The sequence below is a fragment of the Paraburkholderia sp. MM6662-R1 genome, assembly GCF_050436245.1.
GTDB classification, from domain to species: domain Bacteria; phylum Pseudomonadota; class Gammaproteobacteria; order Burkholderiales; family Burkholderiaceae; genus Paraburkholderia; species Paraburkholderia tuberum.
Genome location: NZ_JBNDLV010000004.1, coordinates 2,135,622 through 2,150,851, shown reverse-complemented (window position 1 = coordinate 2,150,851; position 15,230 = coordinate 2,135,622). Strand labels below are relative to the sequence as shown.

Genomic DNA, 15,230 nt, shown 5'->3' with positions numbered 1-15,230 from the left:
CTTCCCGCGCACTCCGAAAATACCCAACCACGCCGGCACGAGGTCCATCATGGCTCCTACACCTGCCAAGGTTTCACGGCCCACCAGCTCGCCTCCCGCCACGCCGAAGCCCTCGGTCGGACTGCCGGCCGGCGTCTGGAAATATCTGGTACCGATCGCGGTCGGCGTCGCGCTGTGGTTTCTGCCCCCGCCCGCCGGCCTCCAGCCGAAGGCGTGGCATATGTTCGCCGTGTTCGTCGCGACCATTGCCGGCATCATGACCGCCCCGCTGCCGATGTCGGTGGTTGCCATCATCGGCTCGACCATTGGCGTGCTCGTCGGCGTTCTGTCGTTTGCCGACGTCACCAAATCCACCGGCACCGACCTCGTATGGCTCGTGATGCTCGCGTTTTTCATTTCACGCGGCGTGATCAAGACCGGCCTTGGCCGCCGGATCGCGCTTCTGTTCATGCGATTGCTGGGAAAGCGAACGACGGGGCTCGGCTACGGGCTCGTGTTGACCGAACTCGTGATCTCCCCCGCGATGCCGAGCATCACCGCGCGCGCGGGCGGCGTGATGTTGCCGATCACGCGAGCCATTTCCGAAGTGCTGGGCAGTCACGCCGACGATCCGGAATCACGCGTGAAAGTGGGACGCTACCTGATTCTCTGCGCCTTCCACGCGAACATCATCACGGCGGGCATGTTCATCACGGCAATGGCGGGCAATCCGCTGGCGGTCAGGCTGGCCGCGGACCAGGGCGTGTCGATCAGCTGGCTCGACTGGGCGGTGGCGGCGTCGATCCCCGGTCTGCTGTGCCTCGCCGTGATTCCGATCGCCATGCTGTGGATCGCCCCGCCGCAGGTCAGACGCACCCCCGATGCCACCGACCTCGCGCAACGAGAGCTCACGACGATGGGGCCCATCTCGGTCAAAGAAATCATCATGGCGTGCATCTTCGTCGGCTTGCTGGTGCTGTGGGTGTTCGGCGACGATCTCGGCGTCGGCGCGACGCTCGCGGCGGCGATCGGCGTTTCGTTGCTGTTCATCAGCGGCGTGCTGACCTGGCAGGACGCGCTGAACGAGAAGTCCGCCTGGGACACGATGATCTGGATCGGCCTGCTCATCATGCTGGCCTCCAAGCTCAACGAATATGGCATGGTGAGCTGGTTCGGCAAGGAATTCGGCGCGCATCTCGCGGGCTTTCCGATGCTGGCGGTCTATATGATGGTGGCGGCGATCTACGTTTACATTCACTACTTTTTCGCCAGCGCCACCGCGCATATCAGCGCGCTGTTTCCGCTCTCCATGGCTCTGATGGTCGCCGCCGGTATCCCGCCCTTCGTCGCCGCAGTCTCGCTCGGGATTCTGAGCAATGTGAACGGCTGCCTGACGCAATATGGCATCGGCTCCGGTCCCGTCATGTTCGGCGCGGGCTACGTGACCCAGGGCGAATGGTGGAAGGCGGGATTTTTGATGAGCCTGTTTTACATGGTGGCCTGGCTGGTCGTTGGGCCGCTTTGGTGGAAGGTGCTGGGGCACGTATGAGACAACGCGACTTTCGCCGCGCGGCTCGTACGGCCCGCGCACACGTGATCCTGCTCCGCTTCCCGCTTCGTCAATCGCGAGCGGTCATGGCCCGCGCAACTTCCCCGATCGTCATCGATCGCCGCCGATCACCGCGACGCCGTCCGCAGCCCTGACGCCCGCGCCGGCCCTCCAATGCAACGCTTCAGTTGCCCGTGCCACTCGTCTCGAAGGTTCCCCGATCATAAGCTTCGCAATAAGCCTTCCAGTCCGCCGCGACCTGCGCCTCACACTGCGTCGCCAGATCGATCAACGGCAGTTGCCAATCGCGCCGACTGCCAAACGCGATCAGATCGTCCGCGATCGCCGACTTCTGCCGCCCTCCGCTGCGCAGATGCGCCCACGCGCTCAACTCGGCCATGCTGTTGATCACTGCCTCGAGCCGCGGCAGCTTGCCGTCCCAGTCGGCAAGCGCGACGCGATCTTCCGATGGCTGCAAGCTCCGCAGCACATAGGAGCGCTGGTTGAATTCCACCGCGTGCAAAAAGGCCTGCGAGACCGCCTGATTGCGCCGCTGCACTTCGACGACACGCTGTGCCTCGGTCTGCCACTTCGGCTGCGTCGCCGTCACGTGCGCACTGACCGATGACGGCAGCGCCTCTTTCAAATCGATCAGGTAGTTGCCATCGGGCGAGCCCTTGCCCTCGACCAGAATCACATAGCGATCGACACCGAGGCTGCCCGTCCCCGCAATGCGGCGCGCGACATCGAGCGTGCGGTAGAACTCGGGATTCGGCTCCGTCACCGCGAACTGCTGCATGAACTGCGCGACCGCGGCACGCCGTTCATCGCTGACGGGCAGCGCCTTCTTGCCGTCGACCTTCAGCATGCGCGTTTTGCCCTTGAGCACCGTGCGACGGTCCAGATGCGCGGCGCGCGTGCGGCTCGCGAGCGCGACGAACAGATCGCGCACCATGCCGGTCGCGGTCTCCGCTTCGATCCAGCGCGACTTGCCGTACGCGAGCGCGGCGCCATAGGCATCGAGCGCGGTGTGGCACAGCGCGAGCGCTTCAGCGCGGCTCAGCTTCAGGTTGGCCGCGCCGACCAGCACGCTCGTCAACAGACGCACGAGCTCGTACGGAATCGGCGCGAGACAGGCTTCGTCGAAGTCGTTGTTGTCGAAGTAGACGAGGCGATTGTCGCCCTTGTAGCTGCCGAAATTTTCGAGGTGCATGTCGCCGCAGATCCACACGTGCGGCGCGTCGTCGAGTACGTTCGCGCGCGGCAGACGCGCATAGAACAGATGGCAGGTGCCGCGCAGAAATACGAACGGCGAGCCGCGCATGGCTTTGTATTTCATCGCGAGTCGTTCGGGGTCCCGCCCGGCGTTGAAGTTGGCGATGATCTTTGCGATATCGGACATAGCGGGTTCCGTTGAATGGGCAAGCTCGACGTGAGCTCCATGCCTGCTGCTGTGACCTCGGAGCGTGCCGCGAATTCAATGCGGGTTCAACCCGGATGCAGTGACGTGGCTGTCGTTGCTTGTCGCGGCAGTGGCGATCGGTGGGCTGCTTGCCTACGCGTATCGCCAGTGGGCGCGCTCGACAGGCTCGAACTTCGAGTTCTATGCGTCGTTGTTGGCGCTCAACGCGACCGCGCTCCTGTTGCTGACGAACGCGCTATGTTGGTTCGAATACATGTCCAATGTCATCAATGTGTCGCATCCATTGTGCTTACGATCTGCTGGACTCACCCCTCCCCACCGAACCTGCGCCGATACGCCCCCGGACTCGTCAACGCGATCCGGCGAAAATGCCGCCGCAACGACTCCTCCGACCCGAACCCAGCGAGCTCGGCGACGCGCGCCATCGGCAGCGGCGTCGCGGCTTCGAGCAACTCACGCGCAAGCGCGACGCGCTCCCTGACGAGCCATTCATAAGGCGCCATGCCGGTCGCGTCGCGGAACTGCCGTTGCAGCGTGCGCGGGCTCATCGCCGCGCGCCCGGCGAGCGAGCGCAGCGTATGCGGCTCGGCCGCATGGCTGCGCACCCAGTCCATCAGCTTCGCGATACGTCCGCTTTCGTCGGGCGGCATCGGGCGCGGCACGAACTGCGCCTGGCCACCCTCGCGATGCGGCGGCACCACGAGCCGTTGCGCGACGCGATTCGCGACCGCGCCGCCATGATCTCGCCGCACCAGATGCAGCAGCATGTCGAGCCCGGCCGCCGATCCCGCCGACGTGATCACCTGCCCTTCATCGACATACAGCGCGTCGGGCTGCACACGCAGTTGCGGATAGCGCTGCTGCAACTTGTCCGCGTAGCGCCAGTGGGTCGTCACGGTCTTGCCGTCGAGCACGCCGGCCGCCGCGAGCACGAACACGCCCGAGCAGATCGAGCAGAGCCGCGCGCCGCGCTCGTAAGCCGCGCGAAGCTTGCGCAGCAGCGCGGCCGGCGGCACCTCGTCGGCATCGCGCCAACCCGGAATCACGATCGTGTCGGCGCTCGCGAGCAGCTTCAGCGTGTAGGGCGCGGCCAGCGTGATGCCGCCCGCCGCGCGGATCGGACCGGGCTCGCTCGCACAGACCGCGAAGCGATACCACGGCACGCCGAGTTCGGGACGCTCGAGTGCGAACAGTTCGGTCACGCAGCCGAATTCGAAGGTGCAAAGCCGGTCGTAGGCCAGCGCGACGACGAGATGATTGTGCATGGCGCAATATTACCGAAGATTGACGATCACGCCACTTACCGGGCGACCCGCCGCTCGTCACAATCGACCGTGCCTGAAACGCGCGAGCCCCACCACCCGATCAACTCACCCCCGTTTGCCATGACTCACGACAACCTCACCACCGTCCCGAACGCCGTCACCGCGATCCCCGCCGCCGACAGCGCCGCCGCGCTCGCGCACTTCCAGGCGTCGCTGCGCTTCGAAACCGATTGCACCGACGTCCACGCCGCGCTCGCGAGTGGAGCGCCCGGCTTCGTGCTGCTCGACGTGCGCAGTCCCGCGCTGTTCGCGCAGGGCCACGTGCCGGGCGCACTGAATCTGCCGCACGGCAAGATCGTCACGTCGAAGCTCGCGGCTTATGCGCCGGACACGCTGTTCGTCACCTACTGCGCGGGCCCGCACTGCAACGGCGCGGCGCGCGGCGCACTGCGGCTCGCCCAGTTGGGGCGGCCCGTCAAGCTGATGGCGGGCGGCGTCACCGGCTGGCTGGACGAAGGCTTCCCGCTGAGCCGCGAGGACGCCGATCCGCCGTCCGATCCACGCTCCGATGCATAGCGTGACTCGCAATCCGACACGCGTTCCAGCGCGGCATCCGCCGCCGTCCGCGCGCCGGTTTTGCTTCTGTTCGCAAATCGCAAATAAGTTGAACAAAGTTCGAAAAGTGCCGATAACATGTCCAGCCGGACTCCTCCCGGCGGACCCAATATGCAGAGTTCATATAATTTCTGGCTCGTCGCGATTTCGTTCGCGGTCGCGACCCTCGCGTCGTACACCGCGCTCGATCTGACGGGCCGCATCTTCCTGCTCGGCTCGACGCGCCGGCGGCATGCATGGCGGCTCGGCGGCGCGTTCGCGCTCGGTGTCGGCATCTGGTCGATGCACTTCGTCGCGATGCTCGCGTTCTCGCTGCCTATCCCGCTCGGCTACGACCCGGCGACGACCGCCTGCTCGCTGGCCCTCGCGATCGGCGCTTCGTATCTGGCGCTCTCGCTGACGACCCAGCAGCGCCTGACGCCGGTCCGGCTGCTGATGGGCGGCGTGGCGATGGGGATCGCTATCGCCGGCATGCATTACACCGGGATGGCGGCGCTGCGCATGGCGCCCGCGATCCACTACCAGCCGGCATGGTTCGCGACCTCGATCGCGATCGCGATCGGCGCGTCGAGCGCCGCGCTGTGGATGGCGCGCGCGCTCAGCAACGAAGACGAGCGCCATATCGCACGCAAACGTCTCGCCGCGGCGCTGGTGATGGGCGTCGCGATCAGCGGCATGCACTACACCGGCATGGCCGCCGCCGACTTCGCGCCGGGCGCGATCTGTGGCGCGGCCAACGACATGAATGCGCAATGGCTCGCCACCTCGGTGGTCCTGCTCACGTTCGCGGTGCTGATCGTCACGCTGATGCTGTCGCGCTTCGACGTGCGCACCACCTTCCTGCTCGGCGCGGTGTCGCGGCTGAACGGCCAGATCGTGCGGCTCGCGACGCTCGACGCGCTGACGGGCCTGCCGAACCGCGCGACGCTGACCGAGCGGATCGAACGCGCGATCAGCGGCGCGCGCCGCCAGCGTACGTCGTTCGCGGTGCTGTTCATGGATCTCGACGGCTTCAAGACGATCAACGATTCGCTCGGTCACTCGGCTGGCGACGCGGTGCTGTCCGCATTCGCGCAACGCCTGCAGCAATGCGTGCGTTCGAGCGACACCGTCGCGCGGCTCGGCGGCGACGAATTCGTCGTGCTCACGGAACATCTTACTTGCGGCGACGACGCGGCCGCGCTCGCCAACGGCGTGCTTCACCGGATGCGCCAGGGCACGTGGAGCGACGAACAACCGCTGCAGGTGATGCCGAGCATCGGCATTGCGCTCTATCCGCGCGATGGCGACAGCGTCGAGACGCTGCTCCAGCACGCGGACGCCGCGATGTACGAAGCGAAGCGCGCCGGCCGCGGCACCTACCGCTTCTTCGAGCGCAGCATGAACGAGGCCGCCACGCGCACGCTGCGGATCCAGCAAGTGCTGCACGACGCCTTCGCGAATGATCGTTTCTCGCTGCTGTTCCAGCCGAAGTTTCAGCGCGGCGGCGACGCGCTCGCGGGCGCCGAGGCGCTGATCCGCCTGCACGATCCGGAGATGGGCGCGCTGATGCCGGCCGAGTTCATCCCGGTCGCCGAGCGCTCCGGGCAGATCGTGCAGATCGGCTACTGGGTCGTGCGTGAAACCTGCCGGCGCATTCGCGGCTGGATCGAACAGGGCCTGCCGGCGATGAAGGTGGCGATCAACCTGTCGCCGCGTCAGCTGTTGCAACCGGACCTCGTCGAGACGATCCTCGACATCGTCAGGAGCGAGGACGTCGCGTGCGAGCAGATCATGTTCGAGATCACCGAGACCGTAGCGATGCAGGATGCCGCGCGCACCGTCGAAGTAATCCGCGCGTTTCAGGCGAGCGGCTTCGACATCTCGATCGACGACTTCGGCACCGGCTATTCGAGCCTCGCGTATCTGCAGCGCTTCCAGGTGAAGCAGTTGAAGATCGATCGCTTCTTCATCAACGGTCTCGACGCGAACGGCGCCGCGGGCAGCGCAATCGTGTCGGCGATCATCGCGCTCGCGCACTCGCTCGAAATGGACGTGGTCGCCGAGGGCGTCGAAACCCAATCGCAGCTCGACAAGCTGTGCTCGATGATGTGCGACGAAGTGCAGGGCTACCTGCTCGGCAAGCCGATCAACGCCGACGACTTCGGCGCAATGCTCCGCGGCAGAACGATGGCCGCAAGCGGAGTCTCTATCTGAGCAGCGTCTCCCCCAACGCCGCGAGCCGTTCGGTCAACGCCTCGCTCGCACGCGTCATCGGCAAACGCAATTCGTTGCGCACCCATCCCCTCGCCGCGAGCAGCGCCTTCACCGGCGCGGGATTCGGTTCCGCGAACGCGAGTTGGATCTGCGGCACGAGCGCGTGAAAAATGCGTCGTCCTTCGTCGAGCTTGCCCTGCGTCAACGCGCGATAAAGCGCGACGAAACGCTCGGGCCGCCAATGCGCCGACGCCGCGATCGCCCCGCTTCCACCCGCGCACACCGTCGAGAAGAGCTCGAGGTCGTTGCCCGCGAGCACTTGCAGACGGCCGTCGCGAATCAGCGCAAGCGTCGTGTCGAGCGAACCGGCGCAATCCTTGATCGCCTGAATTCGCGGATGCACGCTCGCGTCCGCGAGCGCGCTGAAATGCGCGACGATGCCGTCCTGCGAGGGCCGACGAACCCTCGCGAAGGAAAACGCTTGACTTCTACGCGCCGGAAACTAATATACGCACCGCGTATATCAACGCGTTTTGCTGCCTTACTCCCGCCGACCCCACTTTTGCGACAGGTGCCCTCATGAGCGTTCCGCAACAAGCCTTCCTACGCGATGCGATGCGTCGCCTGAACATGACGCGCGATACGTTCGCTAACCGCATCGGCGTGTCGCGCCGGGCGCTGGATACGTGGCTGCTGCCGGACGACTCGCAGGAATCGCGGGCGATGCCGGAAATCGTCGAGCGTTTCGTGTCGGAGATCGTCGCGAACACGGAGCCGGGCGAACGATATACGCAAAGCGTAGACTCGCAATCGCTCGCAAGCCAGATTCTGTTCGAGGGCAAGCCGCAGCTGCTGTCGGTCGATCAGTTTTCGCGCGACTCAGTCGAGGCGCTCTTTCGCGTCGCCGACATCATGCAGCCGATCGCCCGGCGCCGCAAAATCTCGCGCGTGCTCGAAGGCGCGGTGCTCGGCAATCTGTTCTTCGAGGCGAGCACGCGTACCCGTGTGAGCTTCGGCGCGGCGTTCTGCCGGCTCGGCGGCTCGGTGTGCGACACGACCGGCTTCACGTTTTCGTCGATGGCGAAGGGAGAATCGATCTACGACACGAGCCGGGTGATGAGCGGCTATGTCGACGCGCTGGTGATCCGCCATCCGGAGCAAGGCTCGGTGGCCGAATTCGCGCGCGCGACCAACGTGCCGGTGATCAACGGCGGCGACGGTCCCGGCGAGCATCCAAGCCAGGCGCTGCTCGATCTCTACACGATCCAGCGCGAGTTCTCGCGGCTCGGCAAGATCGTCGACGGCGCGCACATCGCGCTGGTCGGCGACCTCAAGTACGGACGTACCGTGCATTCGCTCGTGAAGCTGCTGGCGCTCTATCGCGGCATCAAGTTCACGCTGATTTCGCCGCCGATGCTCGAATTGCCGGGCTATATCATCGAGCAGATTTCGCGCAACGCTCACGTGATCGAACAGACGCACGACCTGCGCACTGGCTTGCGCGGCGCCGACGTCGTATACGCGACGCGCATCCAGAAGGAGCGCTTCACCGACGAATCGTTCGAAGGCTACACGCCCGACTTCCAGATCAACCAGGCGCTCGTCGATAGCGTGTGCGGCGCCGAAACGCTGATCATGCACCCGCTGCCGCGCGACAGCCGGCCCGACGCGAACGATTTGAGCACCGACCTCAATCACGATTCGCGGCTCGCGATTTTCCGGCAGACCGACAACGGCATTCCGGTGCGGATGGCGATTTTCGCGGTGCTGCTCGGTGTCGACAAACAGGTCCAGCATTCGATGCGCGATGCCGCGTGGCGCCCGCCGGTCTACCTGGGACCGGACGACGCGGTGTTTCACGGAATCGATTGACGCGGATAGCCGTCCGCCGTCAGGCCGCGGCCGCGGCCCGCGCGTCACGCATTTCGCGCGCCGCCTGCCTGAACGTGCCGGCAAAGAACAGCACCTGATATTTGACCGCGTTCGACCAGTACTTCCACGTATGGCCGCCGGGCCGCTCGGCGTAATCGTGCGGCACGCCGAGTTCGACGAGCCGCTCGTGCAGCAGCCGGTTCGACTGCACGAGCGAGTCGTTCACGCCGCAATCGATCGTCAGCGCGATATGGTCGCGGCCGAAATCCTCCGCACTCGCGACGATCGCTTTGCTGTTCCAGAAGTCCGCATATTGCATCGGGTCGCCGAACACCCGCTCGATGCCGGGCTCGTCCTCGCTCCCGCGCGGGTCCACCGCACCGCTGATGCTGCCCGCCGCGCCGAAAGCGTCGGGCCGGTCGAGCGCAATGCGTAGCGCGCCGAAGCCGCCCATGCTCAAGCCCGTGATAGCGCGCGCCTGCTTCGTCGCGATCGTGCGGAAATGGCTGTCGATATAGGCCACTACTTCCGTACCCACGTAGGTTTCGTAGCGGCTGCGCGGATCGACGGGGCTATCGATGTACCAGCTGTCGCGGCCGCCGTCGGGCATCACGAGGATCACCTGATAGCGGTCGGCGAGCTTGCCGATATGCGAATTCGCGGTCCAGTCCGTGTAATCGCCGCCCGAGCCATGTAGCACGTAGACGACCGGAAAGCGCGCGGCCTGGTTGCCACGCGCGTATCGATCGGGCAGCACGACGGTTGCGTCGAACGTACGATGCATCGCCGCGCTCGGAATCGTGACGACGCGCGATTGGAACGCCCACGCCGGCGATGCGATCAGCATCAGAATGAGCCAGAACGTATAGACTGGATTCATGGTGAGTCGCCCCTTGCGCTTGCTTCCGGCTGCTTACGTTCGTCAGGCATCCGAAGAAGAGCGCCCCAGCATGCCTCGGCCTATGTCCGCGAACGACTGTAGCAATGGCGACTTACAACCAAATTTCAGCGAAACATACGATCCAGTCAGGCTTCGGTCGCTTCATCGGCTTCAGTTGCCCTCTCTGCGCCCGCATCTTCAACGTGCGCGGCAAACCCCACCCGCCCCGGCGCCAGATCGTCCCGCAATGTGAGCGCCGGAATCTCATACGCGCCGCCGTTCTGCGGCAGGAACGCGATCGGCGCGGCCGTCTACAGCGTGTCGAGCCGTCGCCCGAGCGCCTCGCTGACCTCGGCATACTTCGCATCGTCGACGCGGCTCGTGCGATAGACCACGAACGGCGGCAATACCTCGAAGCCGGGGTAATACAGCACACCGTGCTGGATCGGGAACAGCACGTCGTCGATCGGACCGTTGATGCCGCGTGCGCTGTAGTGCGACTCCCAGCCGCCCGTCGTGACGATCAGCATCGCGCGCTTGCCCGCGAAACGGCCCTCGCCATAACGCTCGCCCCAGCGCGCATCGGAATGCTCGCCGACGCCATACGCGAGACCGTACGCATAGACACGCTCCACCCAGCCCTTCATGATCGCCGGCATCGAGAACCACCACAGCGGAAACTGCAGGATCACCGCATCGGCCCACTTCAGCTTGTCCTGCTCACGCGCGATGTCCTCGCTCTGCAAGCCGTTCTCGAACGCATGCTTCGATTCGAGCGACGCGAAGCAGCGCTCGCCGCTGTGACGTTCGCTGGTGTCGTGTGCGTCTAGCGACGCTTTCCGGTTCATCGCGTACAGATCGGACACCTGCACCGTATGGCCGGCGCGTTCGAGATGGCGGACAGTGAAGTCCTTCAGCGAACCGTTCAACGATTTCGGTTCGGGATGCGCATAGATGATGAGAACGTTCATGATGGGACCTTCGTGGCTGAAAACAGTCACGATAGGCATCGCCGAGGTATATTGGAAATGAATTCCCAATATGTCAGGTATTGCCGTGGTTAATCTCAGAAGACTCGACCTGAACCTGCTGGTCACGCTCGTGTTTGCCCACAAAAAAAAGAAAAAAGAAAACAATAAAGATGAAAAAACTGTTGCCGACGCGACTCAATAAAGAACGAAAAATGCAAGCAAAACGAAAGATGTAGAGCCTCCGATTTACGGGCACAACCCAGCTAAAGGCGTTATCGGCAGGTGGATGTCAGTGCGGCGACCCGCTCCGAATGCTCGAATTGCGCCTCTCCCGGCATACCCCCCCCCCCGCCGACCGAAGGACCAAATCCGATCCACCGTTGCGGGTCGCGCGCCGACTGATCCGGTCGCCACGTCGGCCAAAGCTGACGCTCGCCCGTTTGACGGCGAAGGCTGCAGGTCGCTTCGCTGCCGTTCGCAGGCAGATGTTGGCGAGCGGACACTTCTCGCGTTCAGCAAATGACAGTCCCAAACCCGCCTTAGTCGCCCGCAATTACGCCGACAGACGTCTCTTCCTTTAACACGCTGCTGAAGAAAACGGCTACTACTGGATCATTGACGACACCGGCTTTCCAAAGAAGGGACGTCATTCGGTCGGGGTGGCACGTCAGTACTGTAGGCAACTTGGAAAGTCAGCAGGACAACTGCCAGGTTGCAGTGAGCCTGTCGATCGCGACGCAACGCGGCAGCCTGCCGATTGCCTGGCAGCTGTATGTCCCAGCGGGCATTCCCGACGATCTGGCCTTCGAGACCAAGCCTCAGATTGCGCTGGCCCAGCTTCGCGAGGCTATGGCATCCGGCGTTGCACCGGGCATTGTGCTGGCCGATGCCGGGTATGGCGACGAAACCGCTTTCCGGGAAGGCGTAACGGAACTGGGTTTGTTGTACGCGCTAGGGATCCGGCCGGGCACCTCTGTGTGGGCACCAGGTACGGCGCCGCTTCCGCCCAAGCCCTGGAGCGGGCGCGGCAAGCCACCGACATTGTTGCGCCGTGCGCCCGGCTACGAGCCGATCGCCGTGAAGGAACTGGCCATGCAATTACCCGTAAGCGCCTGGCAATCCGTAACCTGGCGCGAAGGCAGCAACGCGGCACTTTCCTCGCGCTTTGCCGCCGTATGGGTTCGTCCCGCACATCGCGACTATTGGCGACGCACCGTTCGCGGCGAAGAGTGGCTGCTTATTGAATGGCCTGATGGCGAACCGGAGCCGCTCAAATACTTTCTCACTACCGCGCCCGAGGAGGCGACACTTGAGCAGCTTGTGTTCGTGACCAAAATGCGCTGGCGCATCGAGCGCGACTATCAGGACCTGAAACAGGAGTTCGGGCTCGGTCATTATGAAGGGCGAGGCTGGCGTGGCTTTCACCACCACGCCACACTGAGTCTCGCTGCGTATGGGTTTCTGATGGCTCAGCGACTCCGAATGCAATCAGATGGACGCGATAAAAAAACTTCCTTGAACGCGCGCTGTCTGCCCTTCCCCCGGATTACATCCCCCGGGGCAGTCCAGCGCGCTCAACGCCACGTTCCTGATTCCATTACTACGTTGCGCATCCTGCTTGGACTAAGGATCATGCAACGATGGCTCTCTTCCTGTATGGCAATAGAGCGCGCAACTAATTATCTGACACAGTAAGATTAGGGAATCGTCATAGCGCCGTCGCAGTTATGACCATGGTTGCACCCTTCGCTATGTCATTGATCCGGTCTTGAGCACCGGCAATACGTTGATCTGCGTAGTCGTAGTCATTGGATTCGCCTCTTGCTGGTTCAACCGGCCGCAATCATGCGTACCGTAGCGCCACGATCAACAACGACGCGCGAATCATTCCAAGCGCCGCAGCGTGTCGTGCCGGGTCAGGCGCGCTCCAGCGCAGCGAGCTTCTTCCGACCACGGCATGCAGACCCGGAAAGACGCGGGCTTGCAACCGGGAATCTTCCGGTTTCCTCCATGCTCACCCGTGCATGGCATTACCGGAAGTCACCAGATCCAACGAGATAATCACCGCTCCCGGAACGCTTCACGAGCCTTGAAAATCGGCTTCAGAATGTAGTCAAGAATGGTTTTCTCACCGGTACGGATGTCGACCGTCGCGATCATCCCGGGCAGAATCGGTAAGCTTTTTCCGCCTGCATGCAATTCACTGGAGTCTGTCAGCACAAGCACGCGGTAATACGTCGCATCGGGCCGGCCCGATGCGGCCTTCTGGTCGTCCTTGAGCGTGTCGGGGCTGATGTGCTGAACCGTGCCTTTCAAGCCTCCATAAATTCCGTAGTCGTAAGCCGTAATCTTCACGGTAGACGGTTGATTAGGATGCAGGAATGCAACGTCCGAAGGCTTGATGCGTGCCTCGACGAGCAATTGATCTTCCAGCGGGACAATTTCCATGATGTGCTCGCCCGGCTGGATGACCCCGCCAATCGTATTGAAGCGTATATTCTTCACCGTGCCGTACACCGGTGCAATCACAGTCGTACGCTGTAGAACATCCGCACGACCCACTACGGTTTCGCTGGTTTGCGCCAGTTCGAGTTCCAGCTTCGTGAGTTCCGAGTTTGCGTCGGCCTGAAATCTGTTGCGACGCTCGACGATCTGTGAGCGCAGGTCGTTTGCCTGCCGGCGCATGCGGAGCAGTTCGACTTCAGAAACAAGACCTTTGGCCGCCAGCGGCTCGGCCAGGCCAATTTCCTTGTTCGACAGCGAGTAGCTCTTTTCCAACGCGGCCACGCTGTCGTTCAGTGCACGACGTCGCGCGTTGTAAGCAAGCGTCTCCTGCTTCACGACCGTAGGCACGGCTTTCACGTCGTCAGGAAACGTCAGCGGCTGCTCGTACGCCTCGGCACGCAAACGCGCAATCGTCGCCTTCAGTCCTACTGACTTGGACCACGCTTCGCGATAGCTCGTCTCGGCTCGCGTCGGATCGATCTTTGCCAGCACTTGTCCCTTCTTGACAATATCGCCTTCACGTACGTCCAGTTGTTCGAGAATGCCGCCCTCAAGACTCTGGATGACCTGTTCGCGGCTCTTCGAAATGATGGTCCCCTCGCCGTGCGTTATCTCCTCCACGCGCGCAAAGTACGCCCAGGTCAGACCGCCGGCCAGGACCGTGAGAATGACGTAAAGCATGATCATTGAGCCCGGCGTCGACTGCGTCAGCAGCGATTCCCGGATGTCGCTCATGAAAGCAGCGTCGCCTTTGGCGAGCTTAGCCTTTTTCTTGCCTCGTTTGAAAATATTGAAGTTCATTGCGATTGCTCCTTGTTCGGTGCGCCTGCCCACCAGCGTCGGCGTCGTGTCGTCCGTGCTCTCGCCATTGCCCAGTCGTACACCGTTGTCGTGACGTTCGCCGTCACTACGTTCCCGTTGTTGGAGCCATTTCGATTACCGGGACCAAATTGCACACCCTGTGTCTGCGAACCGATGTCGACTTGCGGCCACCGCAAGCCCTTCGCTTCGTCGACGTCTGATTTCGCGGCTTCGTAGGCGGCATACGCCTGCCCGACTTCGGGACTGCGCTTCTCCGCTTCCTCGACGGCGCTCAGGAAGATACGGCGCAGCGTGGAGGAATCCACCGGAGGCCCTCCCTCGCTACCGGACGGTTGCGTTTCGAGCCACTGTGAGAACGTCACCGGAGGAGCATGGCTTCCCGGGGTCGACGGCTGTTTAATCTCGACCGGAGTCGATCTGCTTGCAGTTGCTGCATCGCTCGCCAGCGCCAGATCAGACTTCGTTTGAGCGACCGCAATCGCACTCGCCGGCAAGGCGAGCACGACCAGCAGCGACGAAACCAGCCATGACAGGGGGCGGAGCCGCAAACCGGAGAGGCCGTCCCCGTTGGTGAGGGGCGCGGCAGCCTGTACGTCAGGAAAATCGTTTCGAGTCATGATCGTAACCGGTTAGATTGAAGTATGTGGTGCGACACCTGAACCGCAATCCAGACTCAGAAAACAATGAAGCAATGCTCGTCGTTTAAAGGATCGATTCGGCTAATTCGGGTGACCTTGGTGAACGAAACACGAGATTTCGTACTGGCTCCAATTGTCCGGATATCGGTCACCCCGCGAAATCAGACAGCCGCGACAACATAGTGAGACTGGTACGAATTTTTCGTTCGCAGTCTTTCACAAGCACTAATTTCCGCGCGCGATTGTCTGACCAGATAGGGCTGCCCGTATCGACAGTGGCCAACCCATTGCTCGTCTATTTTCATCGAACCGTTGGTGCGATAGCGGCGTGTTGAACAGGCGTGCGGCGAGGTGCGGATAGGGCACGTTCATGGCTGTGCCGAACAGTGAAGTTGTCACACGATTTCCTGCCGCAGTCGAAATTCCTGGTAGCAGCATCATTTCTGACTGGTTCGATACAATGCAAAATGTTATTCCCGTACTATCTCATTTATGTTCTTGAGATTTGCACGGAG

10 protein-coding genes and 3 pseudogenes are annotated in these 15,230 nt (G+C 62.9%); 6 read left to right on the top strand and 7 right to left on the bottom strand.

Translation table 11 applies throughout. The features are described 5' to 3' along the window. Positions 1 to 49: 49 nt before the first annotated feature. On the top strand, positions 50 to 1,528 hold the full coding sequence (locus OKW39_RS39790) for a DASS family sodium-coupled anion symporter (RefSeq protein ID WP_429565151.1): 1,479 nt from the start codon (positions 50 to 52) through the stop codon (positions 1,526 to 1,528). Between the two features lie 184 nt (positions 1,529 to 1,712). Here the strand turns inward: OKW39_RS39790 and OKW39_RS39785 are convergent, their stop codons facing one another. Both OKW39_RS39785 and ftrA read right to left on the bottom strand, forming a co-directional pair. After that, the gene (locus tag OKW39_RS39785; RefSeq protein WP_429565150.1) at positions 1,713 to 2,930 is read right to left on the bottom strand and encodes a DUF2252 domain-containing protein; all 1,218 of its coding nucleotides are present in this window, start codon (positions 2,928 to 2,930) and stop codon (positions 1,713 to 1,715) included. A 326-nt stretch (positions 2,931 to 3,256) separates the two neighbouring features. Next, on the bottom strand, positions 3,257 to 4,216 hold the full coding sequence (gene ftrA, locus OKW39_RS39780) for a transcriptional regulator FtrA (RefSeq protein WP_090806428.1): 960 nt from the start codon (positions 4,214 to 4,216) through the stop codon (positions 3,257 to 3,259). Between the two features lie 120 nt (positions 4,217 to 4,336). Between ftrA and OKW39_RS39775 the strand changes: the two genes are divergently transcribed. Together OKW39_RS39775 and OKW39_RS39770 are read left to right on the top strand one after the other, a co-directional pair. Further along, positions 4,337 to 4,792 (top strand): rhodanese-like domain-containing protein, encoded by a 456-nt coding sequence (locus tag OKW39_RS39775; protein WP_090806430.1) that lies wholly within the window; start codon positions 4,337 to 4,339, stop codon positions 4,790 to 4,792. 150 nt (positions 4,793 to 4,942) lie between these two features. Beyond that, a complete protein-coding gene (locus OKW39_RS39770) occupies positions 4,943 to 7,027 on the top strand; it encodes a putative bifunctional diguanylate cyclase/phosphodiesterase (RefSeq protein ID WP_429565149.1) in 2,085 nt (694 codons plus the stop codon). Here the strand turns inward: OKW39_RS39770 and OKW39_RS39765 are convergent. Beyond that, positions 7,020 to 7,484 (bottom strand): annotated as a pseudogene (locus OKW39_RS39765) (dihydrodipicolinate synthase family protein); the annotation flags it as partial. The gene OKW39_RS39770 and the pseudogene OKW39_RS39765 sit on opposite strands and share 8 nt — an antisense overlap. 122 nt (positions 7,485 to 7,606) lie before the next feature. Between OKW39_RS39765 and OKW39_RS39760 the strand changes: the two are divergent. Next, positions 7,607 to 8,899: an aspartate carbamoyltransferase gene (locus OKW39_RS39760; RefSeq protein ID WP_429565148.1), complete on the top strand. Its 1,293-nt coding sequence runs from the start codon at positions 7,607 to 7,609 to the stop codon at positions 8,897 to 8,899. 19 nt (positions 8,900 to 8,918) lie between these two features. Here OKW39_RS39760 and OKW39_RS39755 read toward each other — a convergent pair whose 3' ends face one another. Then, entirely contained in the window at positions 8,919 to 9,779 is an 861-nt protein-coding gene (locus OKW39_RS39755; protein ID WP_429565147.1) for an alpha/beta hydrolase, read from the bottom strand. A gap of 146 nt (positions 9,780 to 9,925) precedes the next feature. Next, a pseudogene (locus OKW39_RS39750) lies at positions 9,926 to 10,750 on the bottom strand (NAD(P)H-dependent oxidoreductase). Positions 10,751 to 10,820: 70 nt separating this feature from the next. Between OKW39_RS39750 and OKW39_RS39745 the strand changes: the two are divergent. Both OKW39_RS39745 and OKW39_RS39740 read left to right on the top strand, forming a co-directional pair. Continuing rightward, on the top strand, positions 10,821 to 10,952 hold the full coding sequence (locus OKW39_RS39745) for a hypothetical protein (RefSeq protein ID WP_260321389.1): 132 nt from the start codon (positions 10,821 to 10,823) through the stop codon (positions 10,950 to 10,952). 409 nt (positions 10,953 to 11,361) lie between these two features. Then, a pseudogene (locus tag OKW39_RS39740) lies at positions 11,362 to 12,445 on the top strand (IS701 family transposase). A 366-nt stretch (positions 12,446 to 12,811) separates the two neighbouring features. Here OKW39_RS39740 and OKW39_RS39735 read toward each other — a convergent pair. Together OKW39_RS39735 and OKW39_RS39730 are read right to left on the bottom strand one after the other, a co-directional pair. Then, the gene (locus OKW39_RS39735) at positions 12,812 to 14,056 is read right to left on the bottom strand and encodes an HlyD family type I secretion periplasmic adaptor subunit (protein ID WP_429565146.1); all 1,245 of its coding nucleotides are present in this window, start codon (positions 14,054 to 14,056) and stop codon (positions 12,812 to 12,814) included. Beyond that, positions 14,053 to 14,694, bottom strand: a complete 642-nt coding sequence (locus OKW39_RS39730; RefSeq protein ID WP_429565145.1) for a TolC family protein — start codon at positions 14,692 to 14,694, stop codon at positions 14,053 to 14,055. Before OKW39_RS39730 ends, OKW39_RS39735 begins: the two co-directional genes overlap by 4 nt. Positions 14,695 to 15,230 lie beyond the last annotated feature (536 nt).

Coding starts and splice junctions, on each gene's coding strand:
- OKW39_RS39770 (WP_429565149.1), top strand. CDS start 4,943: ATGCAGAGTTCATATAATTTCTGGCTCGTCGCGATTTCGTTCGCGGTC.
- ftrA (WP_090806428.1), bottom strand. CDS start 4,216: ATGCACAATCATCTCGTCGTCGCGCTGGCCTACGACCGGCTTTGCACC.
- OKW39_RS39785 (WP_429565150.1), bottom strand. CDS start 2,930: ATGTCCGATATCGCAAAGATCATCGCCAACTTCAACGCCGGGCGGGAC.
- OKW39_RS39745 (WP_260321389.1), top strand. CDS start 10,821: ATGTCAGGTATTGCCGTGGTTAATCTCAGAAGACTCGACCTGAACCTG.
- OKW39_RS39730 (WP_429565145.1), bottom strand. CDS start 14,694: ATGACTCGAAACGATTTTCCTGACGTACAGGCTGCCGCGCCCCTCACC.
- OKW39_RS39790 (WP_429565151.1), top strand. CDS start 50: ATGGCTCCTACACCTGCCAAGGTTTCACGGCCCACCAGCTCGCCTCCC.
- OKW39_RS39775 (WP_090806430.1), top strand. CDS start 4,337: ATGACTCACGACAACCTCACCACCGTCCCGAACGCCGTCACCGCGATC.
- OKW39_RS39735 (WP_429565146.1), bottom strand. CDS start 14,056: ATGAACTTCAATATTTTCAAACGAGGCAAGAAAAAGGCTAAGCTCGCC.
- OKW39_RS39760 (WP_429565148.1), top strand. CDS start 7,607: ATGAGCGTTCCGCAACAAGCCTTCCTACGCGATGCGATGCGTCGCCTG.
- OKW39_RS39755 (WP_429565147.1), bottom strand. CDS start 9,779: ATGAATCCAGTCTATACGTTCTGGCTCATTCTGATGCTGATCGCATCG.